The following is a 22,560-nucleotide window of genomic DNA, read 5'->3' as shown; positions in this document are numbered from 1 at the left end:
GAAGCAACACTCAAATAATCATTACATAAGCCTATTCAGAAACAATTATAAAAAAACGTTATGGATAAATAACGGTTCAGTGTAATGATTATTGAACTTTTGCTGCATTTCTTTTTTCTTTACGGTCTTGGTTATCGAACATCTCGCTTATTGATTTTCCAACCGCACGTTCAATGGTTGAAAGGACTTTTTTGCGATTTTTTTCAAATTCATCAAAAGATTGTTCGTGACGCATCAAATCCGCAATTTCCGCAATAGCCTTCTTTAGTTTTACACGTTCAAGGCTGGCATCAGACTTCTTCATGGGTTGTGGTTGCTTAAATTTACTGTTTAATTCTTTTGCTTCGTTCAATCTCAATTCTAAATTTTCTTTATATCTTCCCACGTTTTTCTTCCAACGGCTAGTTTCGGCTTTTCGTGTTGCCCACCTCTTAGTAAATTCTTTTTCATCGTAACGTAATTTCAATTCAGCCTTGTATTCATCGTCTTCATTTTTTCGCCGTATAAACTGAGCTAAAAGGTCAGCGTGCAAGGCTTTCAGCTCCTTTAACCATTTCGCCACGGAGTCTTCATTTTTTCTTAATTGTTGTGCTGATTGTTCATTCAGTTTGTTTTTAATATCTAACTGGACTAATTCTTGAAAACTTTCATCATCAAGTCTTGAATAACCTTTAGGTGTTTCTCTCATCAGTCTATTGTAATCCATTATATATGATACCCCCATTCTATCATTCTATGACCCTATTATTTTACCATAATGTGGAACTATCCTTCCAACCCCTCCTTCTTTGTAGAAGAAATTAGAAACTCAAATTAAAATATCTTCTTTAATTAACAGAGGGGGCTTTTGTTACATAATAAGTGATAAAGAACTTGGAAACCTCTTCAAGTTCTTTTTAATATCAATTACAAAGTGATTTGACCTGTTATTTTCCTGCTTTTTCTGTTTATATGGGAACAGGTTCTATATCTTCTGAATGTAAATCAGTAAAAGAGTATTTTGAAGATTAATAAAAGACCAAATTATTGTACAAATGAAAAGTATTAAAGTAAAATAATTTTTGTTCGTATACAATAAAGGGGGATTAAAAATGGAATTTTTAGGACTAACAAAAATTGATGAAGAGAGGCTTCAATATGAAGTAATTTCAGACAAGGCACGTTTAAAGTTAACCCGTTTGATTAGGGTTGCATCTAATAATGATGATAATAACCTTCATCTATTAAGACAAAACAGATTTGTAAACATAGCAAACAATGTTCTTGGTAAACCACTTTATATACTAGAGCCAGACGATATGGGTGAATACCAAGATGCCGAGCATGCTTGGCATCTTGGGGAAATTGAGATTATAATGAGGCGACCTAACACAACACAATTAGTGGAAATATTGGCAGATATGCTGCAAGAAAAATTGTTAGATATTAATATTATTAATGAAATTCTACTTGAAGATGGGACTTCTATTTTTTTTGAAGCGGAAAATTATAATAATAATATCAAAGTGTACATTACGCCTATTGAAGAAATAGAGGATGTAAATGATTCGGACGAACATCCAAATATTAGAAAATTAGTTAAGAGAATGGATAATGCACTTGCTGAGAGGGATTACGCTGCTGTTTTACATACAAGTGCAACAATATTTGAAACATTGGCGAAAGTTGTGATAGGCTTAACAACTATTGAAAACCAATCACTCGGAGGTTTTTTTGATAGGTATCGAAGGGATTCTAATCTTCCAGGTCCTATTTTGGATTATATAATTGAAATATACGGAAGAAGAAACACAGAGCCGTTAGCAGGACACGGGAGTACTCAGCCTCCTAATATTGAAGCTGAAGAAGCTATTATGTTAGTTGAAATGACAAAAACTTTTGTGCGAATTGAAAGAAAGCTAGCTTTACCTCAGGTAAATAATGGGTGAGGTTTAGAGGATGAAATATAGCAAATAGAAAAGGGAATTAAAAGAAATAAATAGTACTAAAACAAATTAAAAGGATAGCTACTACAATGCTATCCTTTTTTTATATAATCGTAATAAAATGTTGATTTTATTGTTTAGGATACTTACATGTTTCTATTAGCACTGAGTTTTTCTTGCACTTTTTGAAAATCCTCTGTACTAATTAAAGTAAGAATATGATTATCAATTTTCATTGGCTTTGTGTAGCTTTCTTGACTTAGCATATAGGAAAGAGTAGTATAACAAAACTGCTTCCCCCGAAGAGTTGTATATTCATTTTCTCTTAAGAACCGAAGTACAGCAGGAATAGACTGTAGTTCCATATATTTATTGAAAACAGCTTGTATTGTAGTTGCTTGCTTAGTAGTTAACTGTCTGAATGCAAGCTTTTCATCTATACTGTCGACTATACTAAGTAATTTTTGATAGTCCTCGTGCTTCCTCTGCAGATAAACTGTTGCGCCTTTGTACATGTATTCTAAGACAGCTTTTGTTTGTCGTATGCCACTTAGTCTAATCTCGTAGCTATTCCTTTTGCCAGATTGCTTTCTGACCTTAATAATCCCTGCAGAGGGGATGTGTTTTTTCAGTTCCTCTAACATTTCCTTGGCAGAGGTAAATGTAACAACTGGTATCATGTCACTTAGTGTATTAGACTTTCCACGTTGAGGAAAACTAAGACATCCGTCCCCATCGAAGAATCCTCTAATGAAGTGGTGTAGTAATTCTTTAGGTACAACTTCACTTGAAGGAAACTTTAAAACCAACGACTTTCTTGGGAATGCTCCCTTCTCAATTAGTTGCCTACATAGATATTTGCTGTATATTTGTATTTGACAGTTAAGGAATTTCTTGTTGCCCAAATGTGAGGAAGAGTAGTACGTAGGATGATTAGAATCTACAGCACGTTTAAAAAGTTCTAAATGCTCAGTATCTGCTGATGAGAGTCCAATTTTGAGGAGATACGAATCTCTATTGTTAGTGATACAACCATCGGCATAGATGAACCCTAACCAATAAGCCTTTTCTTCGGTATCAATTTTATCAAAAAATTTCTGATTAAAAGTAGACTTGGGGCGATTACCAGCACTATAAACACTGAAGCCCGCGGCTTTAAATTTCCGATAGATAGTAATTGGTTTGACTCCATACTCTTTCGCAATGTTATATACGGTTTTACCACTGGAGTAGTCGTTCCACATACTCTGTAGAGTTTGCTCTGAGAAATACGCTAATTTCCCCTTTTTTCTCATCTTCACTCCTAATTCTTTTAGACGACGATTAATTGATTGCGTGCTTACCTTAAACTCCTTAGCGATTTCAATTGTATTCCTTCCCACTTCATATAGAACCTTCATTCTTTCTAATTGTTCTGTTGAGAAATTATACTTCCTCTTTCTCATGTAAGTGTACTCCTCAAAAGTAAATTTTCGGATATTTATAATATGATGTTACAATCATTGACAATTCATGATTAAAGTAAACTCTAACTAGTACCATTTTTGTGAGTGACAAAACTTAATAGTATTGTCACTTGTTCTCTGATGCAGTAAAATCAAGGTATAGATTGGTGACATAACATAGTGACATAAATTAAAGGAGGAAATGGTTTGAAATATGGTTATGCAAGGGTTTCAACAGTGGCACAGGAATTGGAAGTACAAACAGGGGTGCTGAAGCAGGAAGGTTGCGAGGTCATATACGAAGAGAAGTTCACTTGTACAAAGACAGACCGTCCAAAATTTATACAGCTTCTCGAAGAACTACAAGAGGGTGACACCTTGGTAGTGACAAAACTAGACCGTCTGGCCCGTAATACAAAAGAGGGCATTGAAGTAATTGAGGGTCTGTTCCAGAAGGGTGTAAGGGTGCATGTGCTGAATGTGGGACTTCTGGAGGACACGACAATGGGGCGGTTCTTTCTCACTACGCTGCTTGCTGTGGCTGAAATGGAGAGAAACCTTATTGTAGAGAGAACACAGGAAGGTAAGGCTCTTGCAAAGCAGAAAGATGACTTTAGAGAAGGCAGACCAAGAAAGCACTCCAAGCAACAAGTAGAGCATGCCTTGAAGCTGTTAAAGAACCATACGTATAAGGAAGTTGAAGCCATGACAGGTATTACGAAAAGAACCCTTATTCGTAGGAAGAATGAACAGGAAGCAAGAGTTAAAGACTGATTTTCATCAGTCTTTTTGTGTGGTGTGCATATTTTAACTCTTCAATTAAAGGGAGTTAGGTATATTAAAGGAGGCAGAATTTGATAGAATATTAATGTAGGAAAAGTTTGATTAACCCCGAAGGGTAATTACAGAATGAACAAAAAACATGGATAGGACGGCAGGAATATTGTATTTTGATATGCGTTAGACTACCCATTCATCTTAAATTTATTAACAATTAACGTAATTGGTGAAAGGAGTGTTGGTTTGAAATTATTAACTTGGAATATAAGACAAGGTGGTTCAGTGAAGCGTATCCCAAGAATTGTAGAGCAACTAAGTAAACATTCACCAGATGTACTCTTGTTAACAGAATACTGGGAAGGAGAAAAGGGGAAAGAGATTAAGCGATTACTAAGAGAAAATGGGTATGAATATATGATTTCTAGTAATGGCGATATTAAGCAAAATAGTTTACTATTTGCTTCTCGTTATCCTTTTGAAGTTGTTCCATCCTTTTACAAAAAAAACAGAAACGGACAGCGTTGGTTAGAGATTAGAATACCCCAATATGAATTACATATTGTTGGAGTCCATATTCCAACTAATAACAATGATGTACAAGAGAAGCTGGAATTTTGGCAAGAATTAAATGCCTTTGCAAAAGAAAATGGTAATTCTAGAGCTGTTATAATGGGAGATTATAATACAGGACTAGCAGAAGATACACAAGGCGCTCCTTTTGTCGGACCACAGTATATGCAAGAATTAGTTGATTTAGGTTGGACTGATACTTGGAGATATACACATGGCTCTTATTCTGGTTACTCATGGTACAGCACGAAGGGGAATGGATTCCGAATTGACCATGTTTTTGTTGCCCCAGCTTTAAAAGGAAACATACTTGAATCTTATTTTTCACATCAAGAGCGTTTAAATGGTTTGTCAGACCATTCTATTTTAGTGGTAGAAATACAAATACAAATGTAAATTATTCATTGTATGTGTGAATAAGGAGGGAGATACATAAATGACAAAGTGGTGGATGGTTCGAGCAGGTAGTAATAACAATTTAGTTCCAATTTGGAGACAAAGGGGAGTAGCTTCAATTGGATGGGCAGAGTTAGGAAATCCCCACGGCTATTCAACTCGAGAAGCATTAATACAAAAAGCGCATGAGGTATATGAAGATGAAAAGCCACCTACTCGTCTCAATTGGGCAAGCCAAGTTTGGCGTTTTAGTCATGAGGTAGAATTAGGTGACCGTGTAATTACATTTACAAAGGATAAAAGGGAGTATCTAATTGGAACAGTTATAGCAACACATCAACATGATATTGATGTAGTTAGCAACCATTATCCTAATGTTATTGGTGTAGAATGGGAAGGTAAACAAATTCCACGGGATGATTTGTCTCAAGGTGCAAAGAACTCGTTAGGCTCAACATTAACCGTATTTCGAGTTGATGATTGGGGGAATGAGTTGGAGGGTCTATTAAAAGGAGACATACCAACAAAATCTAATGAAGTTGAAGCAGAGGAAGAAGAAATTATTAAAGAAGACCTTGTACAAAAAGCATTAACAATGATACAGGATAAAGTAGATAAGTTAGACCCTTGGCAAATGCAGGATTTAGTTGCAGGATTACTGCAAGCTATGGGATATAACGTAAAAGTAAGTAAAAAAGGACCAGATGGTGGAGTAGATATATTGGCACATAGAGATGCCTTTGGTTTTGAAAAGCCAATAATAAAGGTGCAAGTAAAACATCGCAAATCAACGTCTGGAGGACCAGAAGTCCAACAACTGTTAGGGGCGCACCCAATAGATGCTAATTCGCTATTTGTATCTACAGGAGGATTTACATCACAAGCAGAATCAATTGCGAGAAACAATAATGTAAAGTTACTTGATTTAGAAGAATTAGTGAATTCAATAGTGTATTGGTATGACAAAATGCCAAATGAAACTCGTTCATTATTGCCGCTACAGAAGATGTATGTTCCAGAATGATACAAAGACAAAGATGTGTAAAATGAATTGAACAAGTGAAGACTTTCTGTAGAATAGAGTACATACAAAAAGACAGAGAACAATGTATAATTCTCTGTCTTGATTCAGAGATTAAAGTTACAGTTAAGGAAAATCTACTTACAGATTTCAGGTTGTATTTTTGGTTGCTATTATAGGTGCTAAAGTAGAGATAAAGCAAAGTATTACCAATGCTTTTCAGGTCACAAGAGCGGTTACGAATAGATACATATATTAGCTTTGATGATGATGGAGTAGTATTGCTTTCAACGAATTTAGATGATAACTCAAGATTGGTCTTAAACATTAAAAATAAAATGAAAATCTTAATGAATGAATCCCAAAAGTGGTATATGAAGTGGTATCAGGAAAATCTATTTAGAATTTGATTAACTGCTAAAAGTTGCTTGTTTGTCCTATTCAATTTAATAAGTTGCGTGGAGGGTTATTTTTATATGAATAATTTAATAAAAGATATAGTGTACTCTTCTATAAGAAATCTATTTCGAAATCAACCAGATATTTTTGAGAATACTGACCAGACGAATTTTACCGAATGGAATCTTAATTATCATTTGTCTAACGAAATTGCAAAGTATATTTTTTGGTTAAATGTTGATTTAGATGTATCAAAACGTAATTACAATAATAGGAGACCAGATATTATTTTTCATAAGAGAAGGACGAATTCTTTGAATTACTTAGTAGTTGAATTGAAAAAATCAGAAAATGATAATCAATCTGATATATGTAAATTAAAGGAGGACTGGATGAGAGAACCCTTAAATTATAGGTATGGAGCATATATTAATATTTGGGGGAAAGATAATTTCAAAGCAATAGTATTAATAAATGGGGAAAGACAAGAAGTAAATGACTCTTGCAAGTACATACCTGTACCGAGTGTGAGTAAGATATTGCTAACTGAATATAATATCTTCACAAGCAATATAATTCAAAAAAAAATGAAAGCTAATTTACTAGATAACCTAATACTTGAAACCTATGAAAGACGGTCATTAAATTATAAAAAATAAATGTAATTGCCAAATTGAATTTTAAAGATTAATAAAATTTTGATTTTATTATGCAGAAAGGAGGGAATTCCTTTTCACTACTATAGAAATAGGCTTAAATGTTCAATCGCCTTTTACCTCAATTTAACCTCTCCGTTTTAAATATATATTGAAAAGTTTAACCTAAGAATTTGAATGTTTCAGATTAGTATCTCCTTTAACAAATCTGGGGATACTTTTAATTAATTAATGGTCAATCTATACTTTGTCCCAGTATCAACCTAAAAGAAACAGGTTTGTTGGCTTAGATTCTATAGGATTAAAGCATTTAAATATCATCATAAAATCATTAGATTTGTTATAATTGTGTGTAATAGTTAGTCTAATGTCAGTGAGTGGATTTTTGTAACAAAATATTCCTACGGGAATCCACAATTGGAGGATTTTACAATGTTTTGGAGAATTTATAAGATGTATAATCAATTCTTATACGAAACATTATATCTCTATCAGCATATAGATGAGGTATGAAGAGATTATTCAGCCGATTGATTGTAAATTTCAAGAGAGGGGTGTTCACTATGATAGCGCATACACTAAAAAGAGACCAAGAAGAAACTATTGAATCGACTCCTAGTGTATTTAAGGTAGCTGTCTATTTTTTGTACAAAAGTCAAAATGACCTAAGACCTAATACTAGTATAACACATTTGAAATTACAAAAATTGGTTTATTATGCTCAAGCGTGGCACTTGGCTATATTAGGGAAAAGACTATTCAATGAAAGACTAGAGGCTTGGGTTCATGGACCTGCCTCCCCCGACCTCTACAGAACCTATCGTCCATACGGTTATCAAGTTATAACGGCCTATATCCATAATTCAGATGTTCAAGGATTTAGTAAGCAATCCTTAATGGTGTTAGATGGAGTTTGGCAGATTTATGGTGATAAAGATGCTAAGGAATTAGAAAAGTTAACACATTCAGAAGAACCTTGGCTAAGGGCAAGACAGGATGTTGCACCTGATGTATCCTCTGACAATGAAATATATATAGAAGATATGAAAAGTTATTATTCAAAGTATTTGAAAAGGGACTAGTTCCTATTTTTTTTGGGGATAGAGGGGATAATATGGGAGTAGAGAGGAGTAAATCGATTCAAGAGGGTATAAAAAAGATAGGTGAAGTTATAAAACAAAAATGGAAAGAACTATATGACAAGGTTAGTGAAGCATGTCTTAGCATTTTTTATACATATACAGCAATCAAAACATTAGTGATAAGGGGTATTATAGAAAAACATCCCCTCCTTAGTTTTCTAGTTCTTTCTAGTGTGCTAACAGTTATGGTTGTATTCATGGATAAATCCTATAATCATAAAGACTCATTAGAATCCTTTGAATCAATATACAATTTCCTCACATTCGGTTCGGGAAGTATAAAGGGCTATGCAGAGATTGATAATGCTGTATTTACTTCTTTGGATTCTGTAACCCAATTATTTAAAATAAGTTTACCAGCTACACTAACCTTCTACTATTTTATTTACAAGGAACAGAAAAGTATTTCATCTAATTTAGCAAAAGGATTTCCACTGTGGCGATACTTGTCAACAACAATTATTGCCTTAATTTTAGGTAGTTATATATTGTTTAATAAGAGTTACTATAGTGGGAATTTCTTCTCTGGAGACTACTTCTTCCCTATAGTTATTTGGTCTGTATTAATGGTATTATCTTTCCTTTTCTTTGTAAGATTAATACATAAATTGCTTGAGAGCCTTGATATAAGACTATTATTTAGACATAAGAGAAGAAAGTTTAAAGGGGAAATCCGAGAACTCTATTATACAAATGTAAATTCGAAGGACAACTACGAGCAGTTAAATACTTATTTAGAATCAATTTTTCAGTCATTTGAATACACCTTAGACAAAGGGCTAGACAAGTTGTTTGAACATGAATTACAGAGATGGGGAGCAATACTTTCGCTAATAATGGATGAAGCACCCCGACAAAAGCAGCACTTTACAACAACTGCCAACAGGTTATTTCAAAAATCAGATAAATCCAGAAAAGGCTTTGAGGAATTCTATAGTCTACTTTTAAACAAGCAAGGAGACTTGCTCTTTAAATTAGTTGCAAAAAACCGATTAGTCAAAATAAATGACGCCTTAGAAGCATTAAAGTCTTTAGAGCCAAACAAAGTTAAAGGACTCTATCCTAGGTTCATAACTTCACTTGATGAAATGATTCTTAAGTCCTATAAGCAAAAATCACTTCCTATTGGGCGTATATTGGATTTATTGAATAGTACAATGCTCTCTTATCTCTCTGAGGGTGACAAAAAGCATCTTGAAGAAGAACGGGATTTCAATATAGCCAAGACTGTAGCAGTTATATACATATATAAGTCTATACTCAAAGAAGCTGTGGAGGCAGATAGCGTTAAAGACATTACAAGCATCACTTATTCACTTTGTGGAATTTTTAAGGAAATAACTGCGGATAGTCAAGAGTCTGAAGTTAAACATGAACCTGAATCAAATGGAGTTGCTGAAGGGGTAAATAATAATGTGTTGACTGCTATGCAAGAACACATGAATAAGGCAAAATCAAAATCGAACTATTCGGAACATGGACATATAAAGAAGATAGTGCTATTTATACTATTTCAGATGGCTTTAAAAGCCGTGGAATTAAACCATTATAAATTAGTAGGGCAATTGGTCAAGCGGATTACAACAGACTTTGACGCATTAGCAATTAGAAATACTTTTGAGGAGTTCAGAAGTTCAGAAGGGCAGATGAAGAAAGCTTCTTTTTTACAGGAGGAAGAATTGAAAGAGGCATTCAGCCCAGATTCTTCTATGATTTCTCAAATGTACACAGATATCTTATTCAATAAACAGTCATTAGATTACTGTATGCAGAAGTTAGCAATTCTTATCTATGCTCAACAGTATTATATATGTATTAAACATCTGACCTTCACAGAATATTACAAGACTTGTCATCAGCCGTTATCTAGCATTAATTTAGCTTTCCTAGATAAAGAGTACCTTGATTATACACTAGGGAAAATTAAACAGGTAGGAAAGGGTTACGGATTGTTGTTCGTTGATGAGAAGAACTTTGAAGAACAGATGAAAATAGAAATAGAAAAGGACATAGGTGCAACTGTTTGAGGGCTGGATTAGACAAACTAAATTGGTTTTTAGAAGGATATTTAGGAGAGACGAGTATCAAGAGGTATTTGTCAGATTATCAGATTGCTCGTCAAATTAGGAATCCTATTAAGTGAAGGAACGAGGTATCCTAGAGGGATTAGGTCCAATGACCTAATCTCTTTTTTATATAGAATGCCAAAACTTAATAGTATTGATACTGATTTTTCGACCTAGTAAAATCAAGTTATCAGAATATATCATAACATAGTGGCATAAATAAGAGGGGGAGAATCCCATGAAATATGGTTATGCAAAGGTATCGACAGTAGCGCAAGAACTGACAGTACAAACAGAGGTGCTGAAGAAGGAAGGCTGCGAAGTCATCTTTGAGGAGAAGTAGTTAGAATAATAAAATTGAATCATTTGAATTTTTCGACTTGGAAAATAAACCAAATAATAGTATAATGTAATAGTCTCATAGAACTTGCTGTGAGGGAGATTAGTGAACTGTTGTCAAGCCTAAACCACTGAGTATTTCTTGCTGTAATCAACCAGCATGCAATTACTAAGGTTAATGCTAAGCAACACTGCATATGGACATCAACACCTCCATTTGTATTCAACAACCAATCTACTATATATTCTATAGTATAACTTATTAGTGAAAGAAGTAGTCCCTTTGTATTCAAGAAATGGATGCAGATGAAACGGAGTATGCTGGCGAGGGGTGACTGATATGGTTCAGAGTAATAGGCTACGATTACAAACCCTTGCTGGCTCTGCCCAAGTGGATAAAAAGAAGTATCCTATTAAAAGATATACTCACTTCGATAATAAAATATCATTTGAAAAAATTGAAAAAGACGTACAAAATCCATGCTGGATAGCTAGGCATGGATTTTACCCGTTCATCCATTATGAATTGAAATTCTGTAAATACAACAAAGAAGGAAAAGAGAAAAAGGTAAAAAAACGAGATATATATTACGCTTCTCATACCGATAGTTATATTTATAGATATTACGGTGAAATGCTAAATGAGTACTACAATGAAACTGTAAAAGAATTAGAAATCAATGAGGTAGCAACGGCATACAGAAATAATCTCAAAGGGAAAAGTAATATAAATTTTGCTAAGGAAGTAATTGATTTCATTAAAAGTTGTCAGCAAGCATTTATTTATGTTGCTGATTTCACTAAATTCTTTGATAATTTAGACCATAGATATTTAAAGCGCAAATTACAGGATGTATTGAAAGTGGATAGTCTGCCTGCGGATTACTATGCTGTATTTAAAAACATTACAAAATTTAGCGCTGTAGAAAAAGATGAAATAGAAAAAGCTGTAAATGAAAAACATCTAGATGAAGAAGAGCGTAAAAATTTAACTCGGTATTTTAGTGATAAAGAATTCAGAGAGTTTAAAAAAGGGAAAATCAAAGTTAATAAGGAGAACTTCGGTATTCCTCAAGGAGCGGGTATCAGCTCGGTTTGTTCGAATATTTACCTTTTAGATTTTGACAAAATGATAAATGATTATGTAAAGGTTCATAATGGTCTATACAGAAGGTACTGTGATGATTTGATTATAGTAATACCCTTTAAGGAAGACTGGCAGTTTAGTGTCCTTGATATCCATACTGCTTATGTGGACGCTATCAAGAACCAAACTCCAAGGCTGGAGATTCAACCAGAGAAAACAGCCAAGTACATCTATACTGATAACAAAATTTTGGATGAACTCTTACAACCGTCTTTTTTAGACTATCTGGGCTTTACCTTTGATGGTAACAGTGTCAAGATTAGAGAAAAAAGTCTTTTCAAATACTATAGTAGAGCGTATAAAAAGGTACGATTATGTAATAGGAGAACAGCGAAACATAAACAAAAATCATACAGAAGGAGTCTTTATCAAAATTACACTCATCTGGGGAAGAAACGAAAAGGGCATGGTAACTTTTTGAGTTATGTGTCTAGGGCGCAGCATATATTTGATGATAATTCTAAAACAAATAATCTTATGGAACGCCAAGTTAGAAATCATTGGAAATATATAGGGGGACGCCTGACGAATCCTATAAGTAAGTAAAATCCATCTAAGAAACGCCTTTTGCTAAACTAAACAGCGTAAGGCGTTTCTTATAGGTGTTCTTTGTAATCGTAGGGCGTACACAGGAAGGTAAGATTCTTACAAAGCAGCGTAAGAATTTTAGAGAAGGAAGACTGATAAAGCCCTAAGCAACGTCAAAGTTTATCTTGAGACTCATAGAATTAATCCTCGTGACAATCATGACTTTGACTCACTTTGGATTGAAGTGAAAAAGGAACGGTCAGTGTGAAAAAGAGGGAAACCACTTGAAGAAAGATTGTTGATTCCCCCAGAAGGGCTATATCCTTGGGTGAAAATGTGGGATTACGGTGAAGAGGGAAGGTTTATAAATTTTGGTTTCACCTACCGTAGATTGAACTCGATGACACTTGTAAAAGTAGCTAAACAGAAATAGGAGATGTATTTTTGTACTTCTATATTAATAAAGGAAGTGTTATATGTGGACGAAAAGCGGTTTTTAGAACTATTTGAAAAGGTGCTAGATGAAAAACTATTCCATTTAGGCAAAAAAACATCGTATGTAAGCAATAAGGTAGAACAAGGATTCTCGACCATAGATGGAAAAATAAACAGCATAGAAACAGACATAAGAGGTTTTTCTAAAAAGCTTGATGAAAGAGATGAGAGATTACAAGCTTGTATTGAAATGTTAAAAAGGATTTAGGGGATATTAATTAATTTGTATGAGGGAAAGTGTGTAATTGGATACTCGTATGAAAAGGATAGCAGTTATAATGCTATCCTTTTTTGTTATGATGGAGAGAAAGGAACTTTTTCTTCTTTGACTACTATCAAAATAAGCTTAGCTGCTCTGTTACCTTTCTGTTAAATGAACGGTTAAATAGTCTTTCAAACTCTTCCCAAGTTTCACTCGCACGCATTAAGGTAGTAGCTGAGGTAATTTGTTTTTCTAAGTGGGTTAATCCAACTTCTGAAGTTAACCATTGGTGGAGTTTTTCATTACCAGTCTTACGCTCCCGAACCTCTTTCATTACATCATCAGGCAAAAAGCTATAGATAAATTCGTTAGTTATCTTTGCTACTGTATGTGGTCTTCTGCTGCTACCTGTATATTCCCAACCCTTTAGACGATAAATTTCTTTATAGAATTCTTCGGGAAAACGTCGCTCCCATGGTTGGAAAAGTCCCTCTACGTAAATGCTTAAGAGTTTTTGTAATGCATCTTTTTCACGGACTTCTTGATAGCCAGTAATTTCGTCAATGAATGCATCTATCCCAATTTTAGAAAAAGCTAAGGTGATGTTATACAGACGTTCTGCTAATTCTTTTTGATAAGCCATATTAGGTTTATCAAAAACACCGTTATTTCTAGCTCTATAGAAGGCGTCGGCTAGGTCAACTAGTAAAGATGCTTTGAAAGCATGAAAGGAATTTCCACCTTCTGGAGGACGGACCTTTTGCACTTTTCCTTCATTTGTTTCTTGCATCCATTTTTTTATTTCTTCGCTAAGGTAATCCTGTATATAATTTGCGCTTAGCATACGAGGTAAAGCTAAAGCTCCGCCGCCTTTTAAACCCATGGTTCTGGCAGTGCCTCTTAGAGAGAATACACGTTCTCCATTCTCTAAGACATAGCACTCAATATTTATGTCAGTACCAGAGGGAGTCCATTCGCCTTTATGGGTAGCTTGTATCACTTGTACATCGGTTTCCACTATATCATCTGATGTTAAACTGTTATACTCTTTCATCAATTGAGCCTCCTATAACAAGGTTTTCTTATAATAATTTTACATTATTTTAATGATAATTTACAATAATTGAAAAATTCTAAAATTACGCAGGAATAATTATAAGGTTTGTTGTAAAATAAGTGTGACATCATTTTGTATTACACTGTACTACGTTATGTCATTAAATGTGGGAGGTATATATGGAGAATAATTCAAGATTAGTGAGTTTAAGAATCTCAGAGGAAATTATAAAGATGATTAGTGAAATTAGGAATAAATTGTATAAAAAGGAAAAAAGGAATTGAATACTTCGGATATTCTTCGCTATAGTATTGAGTTTACTTTTTACAATATGAATAAGCAAAATATGGATTGGGAAGATTTCATGGAGTTAATGAAAGCTTATATCAAAACTGCTTACTTTAACCGTTATACACCACAAATTTATGAACACTCCCCTTCATTAAATAGACAAAATGTAGAATTATTGGATAATATTCTTTATGCAGTCGAGCAAATGGCTGAGGAATATGAAACTGAAGAAGTAAAAGAATTAAATTTGCTTTATAGTGGGGATGAAACAATGACTTTAGCTCAACTTCTTCGTTTTAGACATAGATTAATGCCAGAAACTTTCTTGAATTTTATGGGGGTAGTGCATGAAGAATATGTACATTTGTCAAATAGCGACCTTGCAAATTTTATAGAGAAAAAATTAAGAGATAACAATTTTAAGGAACGAGCTAAAGTAATGTTCAATATAGATTTATAGGTACAATAGCTTTGTTAAGCTAGTTTTATGTTATTACCTACCAATAAAAATATGAACAAATACTTATATACATTATTAAGTATGGAAGCAATGGAAAACACTTAAGACAAGAATGAAGAAACTATAGTCACTAGGGGTCCTAAAAGCAAAAGCATACGAGTGGGGAAATTCATGGAAGAAATATTGGAGAATTTCTAATAGCCCAATCCTAAATAGAACCCTAGACAACTCTTATTTAAATTCCCTAGGGCTTAAAAGCTTGAGTAACAGATATTCACTCATTCGTCAGACTTAATTGAACCGCCGTATGCGGAGCCGTACGTACGGTGGTGTGAGAGGTCGGAGGTTAATCACCTCCTCCTACTCGATTTGTTGAAGTTTGATAAAAGTATTGACTTTTATTTAAATGAGTTAGTCGTCTTTAAATTTAGGAAACTGCATCAAGAGAATTAAATCCTTCTCATTTCCCTCCCCACTTGTTAGAAAATATATGTCATTAACGTCCAGTTGTATTTATACAGGCTTGACGTAAAATTCTATCCTACAACACTGAGAATATCCGCTATAATAAAATTACCATATACAGCCCAGTTAAGGACTCCAAGGAGGTTCTTAACGATGAATGGAAGCGTCAAAAAAGATAAGAAAACAGGAAAGTATTTATATATTGTAGATATTGGTATTGACCCTTTAACTGGTAAAAGAAAGCAAAAGAAGAAGAGGGGATTCATTACTAAAAAAGAAGCAGAAAATGCTTTAACAAAGTTACTCTCAGAAGTTCATACTGGAACATATGTAGAACCTAGTAAGCTACTTTATGGTGAATATCTTGAGAGCTGGTTTAATACAAAGAAGCATAGTGTTGGTATCCAAACCGCAAAGGTACTAAAAGGGTATTTAAACAGTCGTATCATTCCTTCTCTAGGCAATGTCAAATTAGCCAAGTTAACATCATTGCATATGCAAAACTACGTCAATTCGCTGCGGAACGAAGGTTTAAAGAGAGGAACAATCGAGAAGATAATCAAAATCATTCGGAACTCCCTTGAGCATGCAATAGATTTGGAGCTGATTACCAAAAATGTCGCAGCTAAAACTAAGTTGCCTAAAAGTGATAAGGAAGAGTTAACGGTGTGGAACGAACAGGAAGTACAGTTGTTCTTAAAATCTGCGCAGGACAGTAGGTATTCTATTGTCTTTCATCTAGCTCTTGTAACTGGAATGAGACAAGGTGAATTGCTAGGCTTACGATGGAAAGATGTTGATTTAGAAAAGGAACATTTAGTCATTAATCAAACGCTAAGTCATGATGGGAAAACATTCTTGCTTGGAGGAAAGACAAAAGCAAGTTTAAGAAAGATACTATTACCTGCATCGACAGTAGCAAAGCTAAAGAAACACAGAGCAGTCATATTAAAAGAGAAGCTGAGTCAAGGTGAGGAATACCAAGACAATGACTTGGTGATGTGTACTCCTTCTGGAACGCCAATCAATCCTGCTAATGTTAGAAGAAGTTTAAACGCTTTGATTAAGAAAGCGGCTGTACCAAAGATTCGATTCCATGATTTACGTCATACACATGCAACTTTACTACTAGCTAAAGGTGTGAATGTGAAAGTGATTTCTGAACGGTTAGGTCATAGTAACATCAAAATCACATTAGACACTTATTCACATGTATTACCAACGATGCAAGAGGATGCAGTTAACAAAATAGAAGAGATTTTGTAGGGAATGTGACCAATTCTGTGACCACTAGCTTTATAGAGTATGAAAGTAAATAAATAAAAACCGCATCAAATGTTGATTTGACACGGTTTCTACAAATATGACCCCGGAGAGGCTCGAACTCACGACCTCCACCCTGTCAAGGTGGCGCTCTCCCTGCTGAGCTACGGGATCCCAACTATAAATGTTACCATCAGCAATGTATTTTCATTTCATTCGTGTAATCGGAGAATTTGTACAATTTGTTGAGTATTGTAACATTTGATGTATTCCTATAATAGCAACAAACTTTAATGGTGTAAAGGTGTAATTTTCTGAATATTCATATTCTAATTTTTGTATAAAAAAATAAGCCCCGAAGAGCTTATTTTAATAATAATATCAACGCAATTATCAATGATATTTTCAAAAATACAATCATAAATAATGGAGCTTGTTCATAAGCTATTGTCCTGTAACTGTCATTCCTGCTGTGTAAATTGTATCAATAGAACCGTCAGCGCCTTTTATTTCGACTTTATAACGATATGTTCCATCCTCATAAATATCATCGCCATATCCTGTGAAAGTTGCAATTTCATCATTGCTTCCAGCTGGGACCCATTGATTTTGCCAACGGAAGTTGGTTTCAAATTCTCCCCATCTATCGCCATATTTCTTTTCAAGGCTGACATTGTAATGAATTTCTTCAGCTCGGTCATTTGTAATTCTTGCAATTACGCTGTTACCAAAAGTAACTTGTGTAGAGTGTACCTGAACTGTAACACCGTTCACCGTTTCACCAGGACCACAAATGTAATGACAACCATCCCATTCGTCAGCATGTGCTTTTGGTGTTTCAATGTTCATAACCGTTAAACCGCCTAAAGCTAATGCGCCAGTTAATAATACTTTACCAAATGTTTTCACTTGAAATTCCCCCTAAGTATATTCTCAATTCGTTCGATAGATATCACATTAATCTAATGGAACGTTTTTTCCTTAAGTGTATTCGCTATGAATCTTTCATCTTGTAGTAATCTAATCACTACATAAAATTTCATAGTTTTGATTCCATATATGTATCATGATTTACATAGAACAAATCTGTTAATACGCTTTGGTTATTTACTTATTTCACTACTTCTTATTACCTTTTATTGGTAAAACATTGGTTTTATTATATAACATTATTATCTATTTACAAGAGAAAATAATACTGTATGCAAAAATGCATAATAAAAAACACTGCTTGTATTCTAGATTACAGATTAAATGGAGTGTGGGGTTTCAATTAATATTTGAGTGGAACTTAATGCTAATTTTTTATGCTTAACAGTATGCATATATCATCGTTTATTAAAGTCATAATTGATAAACCTTGTTCAGGGGACGCTCTTCCTGCTGAGCTACAGAATCTTCAAAAGGGAAAGTATAAGCGATTATGCTAGTAATGTATGAAGGAATAATGATGAGAAGCGAATTTAGTAGAAAGTAGTCTTTGGATGTAGTGGTTATATTATTTACGATACCAATCCAAAGGACCTTCAGCACTCAAATCAACAAGAAAAGGGAGTAAGAAATGTAAAGGTAAGCTTATAAGTTCTGGCATAGCGTTCACCGTTTTCTTTGATAGATATTGTCTCATAAAACAATACGGACAATCCTTTTCAAATGTCACGAGTATTGCCCATACATCTTTTATTGTCCACTTCGTTTTACAATACGTACAACGCGTCATGAGGTTCCTCCTCATTTTAAGTTTTCTTCTAGTATACTCCATTCCATTGTAAGAAAGTCATTTGTATTTGGTGTGGTAAAATGTAAGTTGTTTTATTTTTATGTGAATCTATTCAGTCATTTATGAACAATTACATATCATTTGATATTTTTGCAGAATGATAGATTTTCAGTTTCAATATACCAATTGGCCAATATATCCTTTTTACAATTTACTGAAAATCATGTATAACAGAGATACATGATTATTTTATCTCGCTATTTGCGGGCAGTAAGATCCCTTACCTCGAAATTCAGCAAAAGTAAAGAAGTTAGGTTCGGGTCGGAATGCCCGTAAAAGTCCGATTCGTGAGGGTTGATGAAAGTTTCACTTTATAAATATTCAGAAGTAGAGGGAGAAAAGTTGTAATGGTAAGAAAAACGTTCAAGATGCGCGTGTCTAAAAATAGAACGATTTCGATTAATGGATCGATTCTTGATGTGGATGTTACACATGATGAATTTTTACAAGAGTTTGTTGAGTGGGTTGATTCTAAAGGTTGGTCGTTTATGGGAATAACAGATGAGATTACGCCCGAGGAAGCTAGTCAAAAGTTAATAGATTCGTTGATTGATGAGAAGGATAAGAAAGAGTAATTCCTTCTTATTTTTATTGTATATTTATGTTCTTTATCGTAAAAGTATGATATAGTAAAAAATAGTGAAAATTCTTCCAATATAATACAAATTACATATGATTGGTAGATTTATTATTTTGTTAAGGAGTAAATGGAAAAGGGAGAGTCATATGGTAAATTATAAGAAAATTTTGGTTTTTATTACAGTTATTTGTTCGTTTTTTTTGACGCCCATAACATTGCGTGCTGAGACGAATATTGGAGTAAATCCAGAACAAGTTGCACCACCACCTGCGGAAGGACCGAATGTTTTTAGTCAGTTTGCAACGACAATTGATGCAAAAACAGGAGATGTTTTGTATGACAAAAACGCATATCACCGCGCATTTCCTGCTAGTACGACGAAGGTGTTAACAGCGATTTTACTCATGGAGCATACAAAGCCAGAGGATCAATTTACATTTTCACAATTAGCATTAGATCAAGAGAAGAGTAATTATCAAATTGAGTTTCAACCTGGAGAGACAATTAATAGAAATACTGCGCTTATGATTTTAATGGTGCTGAGTGCGAATGATGTGTCGTATGCGATTGCGGAGCGGATTGGCGGGAGTGTTGAGAATTTCGCTAATATGATGAATGAAAAAGCGAAGCAATTAGGGGCGAAAGATAGCCACTTTGTAACACCGAATGGATTGCATGATCCGAACCATTATACGACGCCGTATGATATGGCTATGATTACGAAGGGTGTGCAAAAGTATCCTGAAATTTTACAAGCGATGAATACGAAAAGAACGACAGTTACGACGTCTAGGCAGACGGTGTCTATTTTTAATAAATCTAATTTTTTTGAAAATCCATATAGCATTGGCGGTAAGACAGGGTTTACGAATGAAGCACGTAATACACTTGTTTTATTAAATGAGAAAGATGGAAATCGTATTATAAGCGTAGTAATGGCTTCTCAAAGACCTGAAATTTATGAAGATTTGAAGCAGATGGCGGAATATTCTTTCGGTCAATTTACGAAGCAAATGGTGCTTGATAAACATAATTGGCATCAAAAAACAACATATTTAAATAAAGATGTTAATTCTGAGTTGGAACAAAGTGCGGAGCTTATGCTTAAGAAAGATGAAGGGAAAAATGTGAAAACTATTTTCCGGGCGGCTTCATTAGATAAAGAATCTTTATATCATAAAGGGATACATCGTGGTGAGGTAGTTGGTGCAGTTGATATTACGAAAAATAATCAAACAATTGCGACGGTAAATGTTCTTTCAACAGAAGATGTCACTTTTACGATGCCTAAAAAAGATACAACTATGCCTGAAGTAAAAGACTCAAATGTGAAAGTAATAAGTGTTGGGATAGGTGCGATTATATTATTTGGAGCAATTTTATATGTAGTGTTGCGCCGAAATACAAAAGGAATGAAATCAGAAGGTAAATAAATTACTAATAAAAAGACTGTGTAAAATTTTGGAACAGTCTTTTTTCTATATTTTAAATAACTAATAATTGTAAATTTTCTTATTGCAATAACTTAAAGTTCGTTATATCATTTACTTGTGTTCTTGTTAAAGAACAAAGTGGATATTGCATACTTCAAATAATATAAAACAACGGAGAGGGAGAGAGACGATGAAATTAATATGGAAGATAATTAGCAACGCGATCTCATTTGTTTTATTTGCATTGATGGTTTTTTTAGCTTTTGTAGTTATTTCTTCAAAAGCAAGCGGTGGTGATCCGACAGTGATGGGATATCAATTTAAGAGCGTTCTTTCAGGATCAATGGAGCCGACGTTTTTAACAGGATCAATCATTGCAATAGAACCAAACAAAGATGGTTCTAAATATCAAAAAGGTGATGTTATTACCTTTAAAGAGAAAGATCAAAAAATTATCACTCACCGTATTATCGGTGTGAAAGATACAAATGGAAAAGTAATGTATGAAACAAAAGGGGATAACAACAACGGACCAGATTTAGAGCCAGTACTTGCAGAAAATGTAGTTGGAAAGTATGCAGATATTACAGTTCCGTATGTTGGTTATTTACTGAATTATGCGAATTCAAAAGCGGGAGCAGCATTGCTTCTTATTATTCCAGGAGTCTTTTTACTTGGGTATTCCGCGATTTCTATTTTTGGTGCTATTCGTAGCATTGACGGAGAAAAGAAAGATAAAAAAGTAGAACAATCCGTCTAGTTCGTTTGGTTATACTTTCCGTTTAGGAAGTTAACAAATATATATTAAGGGGATATGGACATGACTTTAAAGAAAAAATTAGGAATGGGTATTACATCAGCAGTATTAGGAGCAGCTTTAGTTGGTGGAGGAACATTTGCATTTTTCAGTGATAAAGAAGTGTCAAATAATACATTTGCGGCTGGAACACTGGATTTAGCATTAAATCCATCAACAGTTGTTAACGTATCGAATTTAAAACCTGGGGATACAATTGAAAAAGAATTTAAACTAGAAAATAAAGGCTCTTTAAATATTAAAAAGGTTCTACTGAAAACAGATTATAATGTAGAAGATGTAAAGAAAGACAATAAAGATGATTTTGGTAAACATATTAAAGTAACATTCTTAAAAAATGTAGATAAGCATGAGACAATTGTGAAACAAACTACTTTAGATAAATTAAAAGGTGACACACTTACAGCTGTAGATAATGATTTATCGGCTTGGTTCTGGGATGAAAAAGGTATTTCAGCAGGTAAATCTGATAAATTCAAAGTGAAATTCGAGTTCGTTGATAATGGAAAAGATCAAAATCAATTCCAAGGCGATAAGTTACAATTAAATTGGACGTTTGATGCACAACAAACAGCAGGTGAAGAAAGATAATAAGAAAAAGGGCTATCACATGGATAGCCCTTTTTCTATTTTTCTAGTATTTGTCTATCAATTTTAATAGTTCTTTACTATAATATAGATAATGTTCTGTATAAAGAACGTAATGTTCGATGGGAGAGATTAAGATGCTGAAAAGACCGCGTAATTTTAAAAAGATGCTTATATTGCCGTGTATGTGTTCTATTACGTTTTATTTAGGATCTCAAATTATGACGCATACAGAAGCGGCGTTCATTCATGAAACGAAAGTAGAAGCGACGCTTTCTACAGCAATTATATTTCCGAAAACAGTTAATACGTTAAAAGAGCAATCTGAGAAACATAAACAGTTTATTGAGCGTGAGTATGGAACGATGAAGGGAAAATCGAAAGCAACTTCTATTGAAGAAATAAAACAGGCGATTTCTGTATGGCAACAAGGGCGTGAGAAAATTGTTGCTGAGAAGGAAGCCCTGCAAAATGTATATACTGAAATAGAAGCTCCTTACAATCAAATACAAGAAGAATTAAAGGTAAATAAAGATGAGTCGATGCAGCAAGTGTCCATATATGTAAATGAAGGCTTCCGCAGTATCAAAGAGAAGCGTGACTATATTGAGAAAGAAATTAGCTTGAAAGCTATTGATGAGCAAATTCAGGCTCTTCAGCAACAATTAAACGTTGCAATTGAAGCAGAAGAACAGAAGAAAGCCGAAGAACAGAA

The 22,560-nt window shown here is 34.1% G+C and carries 21 protein-coding genes, 1 tRNA gene and 2 pseudogenes; 18 read left to right on the top strand and 6 right to left on the bottom strand.

Features of this window, described 5'->3' with window-relative positions; translation table 11 throughout:
- Positions 1-88: 88 nt before the first annotated feature.
- Complete coding sequence (locus HMPREF2590_RS03945) at positions 89-706, bottom strand: hypothetical protein (RefSeq protein ID WP_070861349.1); 618 nt, start codon at positions 704-706, stop codon at positions 89-91.
- Positions 707-1,091: 385 nt separating this feature from the next.
- Here HMPREF2590_RS03945 and HMPREF2590_RS03940 point away from each other — a divergent pair, with 385 nt between their 5' ends.
- The gene (locus HMPREF2590_RS03940) at positions 1,092-1,928 is read left to right on the top strand and encodes a hypothetical protein (RefSeq protein ID WP_070861347.1); all 837 of its coding nucleotides are present in this window, start codon (positions 1,092-1,094) and stop codon (positions 1,926-1,928) included.
- 143 nt (positions 1,929-2,071) lie between these two features.
- Here HMPREF2590_RS03940 and HMPREF2590_RS03935 read toward each other — a convergent pair whose 3' ends face one another.
- Positions 2,072-3,370, bottom strand: a complete 1,299-nt coding sequence (locus HMPREF2590_RS03935; RefSeq protein WP_070861346.1) for a recombinase family protein — start codon at positions 3,368-3,370, stop codon at positions 2,072-2,074.
- A gap of 207 nt (positions 3,371-3,577) precedes the next feature.
- On the opposite strand from HMPREF2590_RS03935, the gene HMPREF2590_RS03930 reads away from it, so the two are divergent.
- The 9 genes and pseudogenes from HMPREF2590_RS03930 (at position 3,578) to HMPREF2590_RS03895 (ending at position 13,117) form a co-directional block, all read left to right on the top strand.
- Complete coding sequence (locus tag HMPREF2590_RS03930) at positions 3,578-4,144, top strand: recombinase family protein (protein ID WP_070861344.1); 567 nt, start codon at positions 3,578-3,580, stop codon at positions 4,142-4,144.
- A gap of 249 nt (positions 4,145-4,393) precedes the next feature.
- A complete protein-coding gene (locus HMPREF2590_RS03925; protein WP_070861343.1) occupies positions 4,394-5,116 on the top strand; it encodes an endonuclease/exonuclease/phosphatase family protein in 723 nt (240 codons plus the stop codon).
- Between the two features lie 40 nt (positions 5,117-5,156).
- Positions 5,157-6,140 carry a restriction endonuclease gene (locus HMPREF2590_RS03920; RefSeq protein ID WP_070861341.1) on the top strand — a complete coding sequence of 328 codons (984 nt, stop codon included), beginning with the start codon at positions 5,157-5,159 and terminating at the stop codon, positions 6,138-6,140.
- A gap of 473 nt (positions 6,141-6,613) precedes the next feature.
- On the top strand, positions 6,614-7,195 hold the full coding sequence (locus HMPREF2590_RS03915; RefSeq protein WP_070861339.1) for a hypothetical protein: 582 nt from the start codon (positions 6,614-6,616) through the stop codon (positions 7,193-7,195).
- A 560-nt stretch (positions 7,196-7,755) separates the two neighbouring features.
- A complete protein-coding gene (locus HMPREF2590_RS03910; RefSeq protein ID WP_083325419.1) occupies positions 7,756-8,274 on the top strand; it encodes a Panacea domain-containing protein in 519 nt (172 codons plus the stop codon).
- Between the two features lie 32 nt (positions 8,275-8,306).
- Entirely contained in the window at positions 8,307-10,361 is a 2,055-nt protein-coding gene (locus HMPREF2590_RS03905) for a hypothetical protein (RefSeq protein WP_070861337.1), read from the top strand.
- Positions 10,362-10,638: 277 nt separating this feature from the next.
- A pseudogene (locus HMPREF2590_RS28515) lies at positions 10,639-10,740 on the top strand (recombinase family protein); the annotation flags it as partial.
- A gap of 339 nt (positions 10,741-11,079) precedes the next feature.
- Positions 11,080-12,432 carry an antiviral reverse transcriptase Drt2 gene (drt2, locus tag HMPREF2590_RS03900; RefSeq protein WP_070861335.1) on the top strand — a complete coding sequence of 451 codons (1,353 nt, stop codon included), beginning with the start codon at positions 11,080-11,082 and terminating at the stop codon, positions 12,430-12,432.
- A 460-nt stretch (positions 12,433-12,892) separates the two neighbouring features.
- On the top strand, positions 12,893-13,117 hold the full coding sequence (locus tag HMPREF2590_RS03895; protein WP_070861334.1) for a hypothetical protein: 225 nt from the start codon (positions 12,893-12,895) through the stop codon (positions 13,115-13,117).
- Positions 13,118-13,244: 127 nt separating this feature from the next.
- On the opposite strand, the gene HMPREF2590_RS03890 is transcribed toward HMPREF2590_RS03895, so the two are convergent.
- On the bottom strand, positions 13,245-14,165 hold the full coding sequence (locus HMPREF2590_RS03890) for a P63C domain-containing protein (RefSeq protein ID WP_070861332.1): 921 nt from the start codon (positions 14,163-14,165) through the stop codon (positions 13,245-13,247).
- 334 nt (positions 14,166-14,499) lie between these two features.
- Here HMPREF2590_RS03890 and HMPREF2590_RS03885 point away from each other — a divergent pair, with 334 nt between their 5' ends.
- From HMPREF2590_RS03885 to HMPREF2590_RS03880, 3 genes and pseudogenes are all read left to right on the top strand, one after another.
- Positions 14,500-14,919, top strand: coding sequence for a hypothetical protein (locus HMPREF2590_RS03885; RefSeq protein WP_176748652.1), 420 nt, complete (start codon positions 14,500-14,502; stop codon positions 14,917-14,919).
- Positions 14,920-15,001: 82 nt separating this feature from the next.
- Positions 15,002-15,214, top strand: a pseudogene (locus tag HMPREF2590_RS30630) (group II intron reverse transcriptase/maturase); the annotation flags it as partial.
- Positions 15,215-15,537: 323 nt separating this feature from the next.
- The gene (locus HMPREF2590_RS03880) at positions 15,538-16,650 is read left to right on the top strand and encodes a tyrosine-type recombinase/integrase (RefSeq protein WP_070861328.1); all 1,113 of its coding nucleotides are present in this window, start codon (positions 15,538-15,540) and stop codon (positions 16,648-16,650) included.
- A gap of 98 nt (positions 16,651-16,748) precedes the next feature.
- Here HMPREF2590_RS03880 and HMPREF2590_RS03875 read toward each other — a convergent pair.
- The 3 genes from HMPREF2590_RS03875 to HMPREF2590_RS03865 form a co-directional block, all read right to left on the bottom strand.
- Positions 16,749-16,821: transfer RNA gene (locus tag HMPREF2590_RS03875), tRNA-Val, on the bottom strand.
- A 270-nt stretch (positions 16,822-17,091) separates the two neighbouring features.
- On the bottom strand, positions 17,092-17,556 hold the full coding sequence (locus HMPREF2590_RS03870; protein WP_000846654.1) for a hypothetical protein: 465 nt from the start codon (positions 17,554-17,556) through the stop codon (positions 17,092-17,094).
- 589 nt (positions 17,557-18,145) lie between these two features.
- Positions 18,146-18,367 carry a hypothetical protein gene (locus HMPREF2590_RS03865; RefSeq protein WP_000196288.1) on the bottom strand — a complete coding sequence of 74 codons (222 nt, stop codon included), beginning with the start codon at positions 18,365-18,367 and terminating at the stop codon, positions 18,146-18,148.
- Positions 18,368-18,774: 407 nt separating this feature from the next.
- On the opposite strand from HMPREF2590_RS03865, the gene HMPREF2590_RS03860 reads away from it, so the two are divergent.
- From HMPREF2590_RS03860 to HMPREF2590_RS03840, 5 genes are all read left to right on the top strand, one after another.
- A complete protein-coding gene (locus HMPREF2590_RS03860) occupies positions 18,775-19,002 on the top strand; it encodes a hypothetical protein (RefSeq protein WP_000251856.1) in 228 nt (75 codons plus the stop codon).
- A 151-nt stretch (positions 19,003-19,153) separates the two neighbouring features.
- Entirely contained in the window at positions 19,154-20,440 is a 1,287-nt protein-coding gene (locus HMPREF2590_RS03855) for a D-alanyl-D-alanine carboxypeptidase family protein (protein ID WP_000248741.1), read from the top strand.
- A gap of 190 nt (positions 20,441-20,630) precedes the next feature.
- Positions 20,631-21,200: a signal peptidase I SipW gene (sipW, locus tag HMPREF2590_RS03850; protein ID WP_000767792.1), complete on the top strand. Its 570-nt coding sequence runs from the start codon at positions 20,631-20,633 to the stop codon at positions 21,198-21,200.
- A gap of 60 nt (positions 21,201-21,260) precedes the next feature.
- Positions 21,261-21,848 carry a CalY family protein gene (locus tag HMPREF2590_RS03845; protein WP_000172854.1) on the top strand — a complete coding sequence of 196 codons (588 nt, stop codon included), beginning with the start codon at positions 21,261-21,263 and terminating at the stop codon, positions 21,846-21,848.
- A 119-nt stretch (positions 21,849-21,967) separates the two neighbouring features.
- Positions 21,968-22,560: DUF4047 domain-containing protein (locus HMPREF2590_RS03840; RefSeq protein ID WP_070861363.1), on the top strand; the 593-nt coding region annotated here is incomplete at its 3' end.

It is taken from the genome of Bacillus sp. HMSC036E02 (genome assembly GCF_001836235.1).
In the GTDB taxonomy this organism is placed as follows: Bacteria; Bacillota; Bacilli; order Bacillales; family Bacillaceae_G; genus Bacillus_A; species Bacillus_A cereus.
This window is presented reverse-complemented; position numbering and strand designations above follow the sequence as displayed.

Bases quoted from the DNA above. Each gene is read 5' to 3' on its own strand.
- HMPREF2590_RS03880 (WP_070861328.1), top strand. From the start codon at position 15,538: ATGAATGGAAGCGTCAAAAAAGATAAGAAAACAGGAAAGTATTTATAT.
- HMPREF2590_RS03845 (WP_000172854.1), top strand. From the start codon at position 21,261: ATGACTTTAAAGAAAAAATTAGGAATGGGTATTACATCAGCAGTATTA.
- HMPREF2590_RS03915 (WP_070861339.1), top strand. From the start codon at position 6,614: ATGAATAATTTAATAAAAGATATAGTGTACTCTTCTATAAGAAATCTA.
- HMPREF2590_RS03865 (WP_000196288.1), bottom strand. From the start codon at position 18,367: ATGACGCGTTGTACGTATTGTAAAACGAAGTGGACAATAAAAGATGTA.
- HMPREF2590_RS03940 (WP_070861347.1), top strand. From the start codon at position 1,092: ATGGAATTTTTAGGACTAACAAAAATTGATGAAGAGAGGCTTCAATAT.
- drt2 (WP_070861335.1), top strand. From the start codon at position 11,080: ATGGTTCAGAGTAATAGGCTACGATTACAAACCCTTGCTGGCTCTGCC.
- HMPREF2590_RS03910 (WP_083325419.1), top strand. From the start codon at position 7,756: ATGATAGCGCATACACTAAAAAGAGACCAAGAAGAAACTATTGAATCG.
- HMPREF2590_RS03935 (WP_070861346.1), bottom strand. From the start codon at position 3,370: ATGAGAAAGAGGAAGTATAATTTCTCAACAGAACAATTAGAAAGAATG.
- HMPREF2590_RS03855 (WP_000248741.1), top strand. From the start codon at position 19,154: ATGGTAAATTATAAGAAAATTTTGGTTTTTATTACAGTTATTTGTTCG.
- HMPREF2590_RS03860 (WP_000251856.1), top strand. From the start codon at position 18,775: ATGGTAAGAAAAACGTTCAAGATGCGCGTGTCTAAAAATAGAACGATT.
- sipW (WP_000767792.1), top strand. From the start codon at position 20,631: ATGAAATTAATATGGAAGATAATTAGCAACGCGATCTCATTTGTTTTA.
- HMPREF2590_RS03890 (WP_070861332.1), bottom strand. From the start codon at position 14,165: ATGAAAGAGTATAACAGTTTAACATCAGATGATATAGTGGAAACCGAT.
- HMPREF2590_RS03905 (WP_070861337.1), top strand. From the start codon at position 8,307: ATGGGAGTAGAGAGGAGTAAATCGATTCAAGAGGGTATAAAAAAGATA.
- HMPREF2590_RS03885 (WP_176748652.1), top strand. From the start codon at position 14,500: ATGAATAAGCAAAATATGGATTGGGAAGATTTCATGGAGTTAATGAAA.
- HMPREF2590_RS03920 (WP_070861341.1), top strand. From the start codon at position 5,157: ATGACAAAGTGGTGGATGGTTCGAGCAGGTAGTAATAACAATTTAGTT.
- HMPREF2590_RS03945 (WP_070861349.1), bottom strand. From the start codon at position 706: ATGGATTACAATAGACTGATGAGAGAAACACCTAAAGGTTATTCAAGA.